The organism is Endozoicomonas sp. ONNA2, assembly GCF_024606365.1.
Taxonomy (GTDB): domain Bacteria; phylum Pseudomonadota; class Gammaproteobacteria; order Pseudomonadales; family Endozoicomonadaceae; genus Endozoicomonas.
In genome coordinates, this window is the sequence record NZ_JAHHPO010000333.1 from 1 (window position 1) to 5373 (window position 5373).

At 50.9% G+C, this 5373-nt stretch carries 5 protein-coding genes; 4 read left to right on the plus strand and 1 reads right to left on the minus strand.

The annotated features are described in order from the left end of the window. Positions 1–92: 92 nt before the first annotated feature. Positions 93–983 (minus strand): hypothetical protein, encoded by an 891-nt coding sequence (locus KDK14_RS06050; protein ID WP_257264118.1) that lies wholly within the window; start codon positions 981–983, stop codon positions 93–95. A gap of 365 nt (positions 984–1348) precedes the next feature. Between KDK14_RS06050 and KDK14_RS06055 the strand changes: the two genes are divergently transcribed. The 4 genes from KDK14_RS06055 (at position 1349) to KDK14_RS06070 (ending at position 4970) form a co-directional block, all read left to right on the plus strand. Further along, positions 1349–3307 carry a penicillin-binding protein activator gene (locus tag KDK14_RS06055; RefSeq protein WP_257264119.1) on the plus strand — a complete coding sequence of 653 codons (1959 nt, stop codon included), beginning with the start codon at positions 1349–1351 and terminating at the stop codon, positions 3305–3307. Then, positions 3282–3656 carry a YraN family protein gene (locus KDK14_RS06060; RefSeq protein ID WP_257264120.1) on the plus strand — a complete coding sequence of 125 codons (375 nt, stop codon included), beginning with the start codon at positions 3282–3284 and terminating at the stop codon, positions 3654–3656. The genes KDK14_RS06055 and KDK14_RS06060 overlap by 26 nt, the downstream gene beginning before the upstream one ends. 91 nt (positions 3657–3747) lie before the next feature. Then, positions 3748–4332, plus strand: a complete 585-nt coding sequence (locus KDK14_RS06065; RefSeq protein ID WP_257264121.1) for a phosphoheptose isomerase — start codon at positions 3748–3750, stop codon at positions 4330–4332. 53 nt (positions 4333–4385) lie between these two features. After that, the gene (locus tag KDK14_RS06070; protein ID WP_257264122.1) at positions 4386–4970 is read left to right on the plus strand and encodes a BON domain-containing protein; all 585 of its coding nucleotides are present in this window, start codon (positions 4386–4388) and stop codon (positions 4968–4970) included. Positions 4971–5373: the final 403 nt, after the last annotated feature.

Below are 5373 nucleotides of genomic sequence, written 5' to 3' on the forward strand. Positions count from 1 at the left end.
TTCACTAAAAATTTCCGACTTTTTATCCTCAATTTTCTGCCATCCTCGCTACAGGCGCTATTCTCGGACAGCCTCCTGGCCTTAATTTCTCGCTACAGACGTTTGAGTCCGACAGCCTTCCAGGAATTTTTAGCACTGATGAGCGTATAAGTGCCACTTGGCCGCATACCCGTTACCTTAAAGTAGGCGGCTACTGAAGGGTAGTCGATTCCTGCGTCCGGGTTATAACAACTTCCATCTGGCCGCTGCATAATAAAGTGATCTCGTCTCACTTTGAGAGCATTGTCATCAAAACCGAGCATTGAGTAATTACAAACATGCAACATTAGTCGTTCATTACCACACAACCCGGGTGGTGAAGTGCGATGCACGGGACAATATTTTTTAATTTCTTTCCAGTCAGCAGGGTTTCTTTGCGCAAAATACCATTCTGTAAGCCTCGAAGAGCAATAAAAGCGACTATCAAGCCCAAGAAGCCCGGCAGCATGCTTGATACCCACGGGGCCGCAATCACCACCATTATTCAGATCTCCCGGAAGATTCTGCTTTAAATCTCCACTATCATTGAAATGCCTGCATGCAATACCATAAATAGCAGCTTCAACACTTCTGTCCCCAATGGCCTGACCATTAAATCCAGGGTATTTGATGTTGGGTATTTTGTTTATTCCAAGTTCATAAGCTGCCTGTTGCAGGCATCGTGCAGCACAGCTACTTTTAAATTGCTGCTTTGGCAAGGGCTTACACAGGCTTGGGCCAACGGGTGCTATTTGCCTGCCGTTCAAATATGACTTGATAAATCTGGTATCACGCAAATCCCCGATTTGCTGTACCAGATCAGATTCCAGAATAGTCACTTTCCGGCAGAATAATAAACAGGCGATCCCTCTGAGCCAGCCTGACCCTCTCCCGGTATGGTATTCGTGAGATGCAGCATCGAATGCCGAAAACTGCACATAACCATCTCTGATTGCAACACCCATATTCCCTTCCCTGAACGGTAGTCATACCCCAAACCCCTGCCGGACATCTTGAACATTGTAGTCCGTCTACACCAAAATTTGAGTGACCAATCAGCAAGGAAATCTGACAATATCTGTCACTAAACTGATCGATCATCTGGCCAGGCTTTGAATTAGCAGGATTTCCCGCCCTCACACGAGCCCGGTTGGCACCACCGGCAAAGCCGGAACCGCTGATGCTTTTGCAGCCAGCAGGCAGCGACTTTATCCCGGAAAGAGTAAAATACCAATAATTCGAACCAACAATAAGCTATAGTGTCGATTCCAAGCCTTGTGTACAATCGAGCTACTGACCAAGACCCCCAAGAGCTGGCCCACAACTGCAAATGATGACTTATACAACCGTTCTGAGTAACAGCCTGGCCCGAAAGCTGGTAGTCCTTGCTTTTTCTGTGCTTATTACCGCCTGCTCATCACAACCTGCACTGGTGCAAGGCACAAAATCGATCAAGAGCATCGACCAGCGGCTGGTCGAGGCGGCGAGGCTCAGTTATCCGGATCGGGCCAGTCAGACACTATTGATCACCAGAGAGCTGATGACTAAAGATCCAACTCGTGCACAGCAGATTCTGGATCAACTGCCTTACCAGCAACTGCCAATGGGCATTCAGGCGGAACTGTCGGTTCAGCAGGCGCAGATTGCCCAGATCAATCACCAGGACTGGGCAGTGTTTGAGTGGCTTGATCGCGAAGCTGTTATTATCAGTGACAGCATCTACATTAATGCCCAGTCACATATTCTGAAAGCACTGGCCTATACCAGATATGGTGAATATCAGGCTTCTCTGGATGAGTGGCTGCTGGCGGGCCCTTACCTGACAGAAACGGAACGTGAACCCCATTACGACAGCTTCTGGCAAACACTCCTGCATGTTCCGGCAAAGCGTCTCGACAACCTCTATCAACAGGAACGTTCACCGCAACTGAAAGGCTGGCTGTCCCTTGCATTAATCTATCAAACCGGTCACAGCCTGGATCAACAACTGACCGGACTGGAACAGTGGAAGCGAGACTGGTCAGACCATCCGGCGCACAAGTACCTGCCCGGAGACTTTGAAGCACTGAAGAATAGCTCCATCCGACGTCCTGACAAAATCGCTGTACTATTGCCACTTTCAGGAAGGTTGAGCAAGGTCGGTGAAGCCATCAGAGACGGCCTGCTGGCCTCTCACTATGAAGCCATGGTTCAGGGAGAATCTCTCCCGGAACTTCAGTTTTATAATACACGGGACACCGATATCAATGATTTGGCCACTCAGGCCATTGAGGACGGGGCGCAGCTGATTATTGGCCCCCTGGACAAAGGCCGGGTAAAATCCTTAACCGATGACATCAGCAACCGTATCCCGGTTCTGGCCCTGAACTACGTTGATGATGCCGTTGAGCCGCCCGCAGCTGATGCTGGTGCTGATGTAGCACCGCCAACACCCCCCCGGGCCGGCCTCTACCAATTTGGCCTCTCTGCAGAAGATGAAGCCACCATGGCCGCAGAACGAGGCAGGCTGGACGGACACCGCACGGCAATTATCATTACGCCCAATACTGAGTGGGGTAAGAAAATCAGCACCACCTTTGCAAGCAGATGGGCAGAACTGGGCGGTCGAATCGCAGACACTGGCGAATTTGATGCCCGAACACAGTTCAGTGCCCTGGCTGGCTCGCTATTGCACACCGATCAAAGCGAAGCGAGAGCAAGACGACTAACCCGTGTTTTGGGTGAAAGACCAGGATTCCAGACCCGTCGGCGCCAGGACGTGGACATGGTATTTATCGGTGCCAACCCCCAGGAAGCCAGGCAGATCAAGCCGGCCCTGGCCTACCAATACGCACGCAACCTGCCGGTCTATGCAACATCCAGCGCATTTTCAGGCATCACCAATACCAATCAGGATCAGGATATGGACGGTATCCGGGTTCCTGTTATGCCCTGGCTAATCCCCGGAGCGCCAGGCCCACTGGAACAACAGATCAATACCCTGTGGCAACAATCCAGAGGCCAACTGGGCACACTGTATGCACTGGGTGCCGATGCCTATAAGCTCTACCCGAGAATCCAGCAACTCGCCAACCTGCAAGGCAGCCAATTGCCGGGAATGACCGGATCACTCAGTATTGCCCCGAGCGGCAAAGTCCATCGTGAACTCTCGTGGCAAATTTTCAAAAATGGCCAACTCACGCCACTGCCTATCGTGAAACCCAAAACCCCTGAGATCTCGCTGAATAACAGTGCGAAGCCACCCATAACCACTCCCGCACTCTATGCCCTGGCAGCTCAACCTCGGTAGCAGAAAAGGTGCCGATGCAGAAAACCGCGCCCTGTTGTTTTTGCGACAACAGGGACTGACCCTTTTACATCGAAACTTTGCTTGCAAAACCGGTGAAGTTGACCTGGTTATGCTGGAGCATGACACTCTGGTTTTCATCGAAGTTCGCTCCCGAAGCCAAGTTCAATTCGGTAACGCAGCCAGCTCGATTGACCGCAACAAGCAACATAAAATTCGCAAGACTGCAGCCGTTTATTTGCAAAAATATCGCCAGCACAGCCACAGGATTTGTCGATTTGATGCAATATCCATTGACAATCATGACGCCACAGGGCAAAACAGCTTAAAATGGATTAAAAGTGCTTTTTAAGAAGTTTTCTTGAAAGCAGAGAAGTCTTCTGATCGCTGTTCAGAAGAGCGGTCAGAAGAAGGAAAACCGGGTGGTTTTCAGGGTTCCAGGCATGCATGAACGTATAACGCAACACTTTTCCGACAGCATCGACGCCAAGATTCGCTCGGCCGATGCTCTCCCTCCGATCATTGCCGAAGCAGCAGAGATGATGGTTCAATCGCTGCTGAATGAGGGAAAAATCATGGCCTGTGGCAATGGTGGTGCAGCAGGCGACGCCCAGCACTTTGTTTCTGAGCTGCTTAACCGGTTTGATCGTGAACGCCCTGCCCTGCCCGCCCTGTCATTGTGCGCAGACAGCCTGACCATGAGTTCCATCGCTAACGATTCAAGTTACAACGAAGTGTTCTCCAAACAGATACGGGCACTTGGTCAGGATGGTGACATACTGCTGGCCATTTCAGCCCATGGCAACTGCCCCAACATGGTTCAGGCCATACAGGCCGCCCATGACCGGAATATTCAGGTAATTGCCCTGACCGGCAAGGACGGGGGTGACATGGCTCGCCTGCTCCACCCGGAAGAGGTGGAAATCCGGGTGCCTGACGTCAGCCCACAGCGCATTCAGGAAGTGCATACCCTGGTCATTCATTGCCTTTGCGATCTGATTGATGAGTTCCTGTTTTCCGCTGAATAACGCCAACAACCCTTAATTTTTCACTATGTATGACCCCGGGGGGGGGGGTAACCATGAAACCTATCGGCATTGCACTCTCTACCTTCCTGCTGACCGGATTACTGACCTTGTTAAGTGGATGCGCAGCGCTCGTTGACTCCGTTAACGAAGAGCCTGTCAACATTGATAACAGCAAACGCACCTGGGGATCATGGATAGATGACCAGACCATTGAAACCGTCACCGCCGTCAACATCAACAAGGCAGATCCAGCCCTGAGAGAGTCACGAGTCAAGGTTATCAGCTTTAACGGTACTGTCTTGCTTATTGGCCAGGTGCCCAACGAAAACCTGAAAAAACTGGCAGGCCAGACAGCACAGAGCGTGGAAAAGGTTCGCCATGTCTTCAATGAGCTGGAAATTGGTCCAAACGCCGATATTCTGGTGCAAGGTAACGACAGTTGGTTAACCACCAAAATCAAAACCTCAATGGTCACCAATGAAGACATTATCGCTGACAGAATTAAAATCAATACGGAACAGGGAACGGTTTTTCTGATGGGACTCATTACCCCCAAAATGGCACAGGAGGCCGTATCAATTGCCGCCAATACTCATGGAGTTGCACGAGTTGTAAAGGTGTTTGAGTACATTCGCTGACACTCCCCGCCCCGGCGGGCGAGGGTTCTTGATCGCTCAAGAAAGTTTCTGTTTCATAGTTCATTTCCGTAGAACAGTGGGGCCGCCCGGATCGCATAGAAGTTCCCATAATGAGAACTTTCAGGGTGTTGGACCAATGGGGGCGACCGGGAGGCTGTCCGAGAATAGGCTACCCTATGCGGCAACTGCTCCTGCGTTGCTCCAGGCTCCTGCATCCATGCTTCGTTACAACTCTGGTCAAATTGCCAGAAATATTCGATTCCATATGGCCAGCCACTCAGGAATTGTTCTTAAATAATTCCAACATTTCAAACTCGGTCTCCGTTCATCCTGAGCGGAGTCGAAGAATGACTGGCACGATAATCGAGGCCGGAGTACACGCCCTTCGACAGGCTCAGGACGA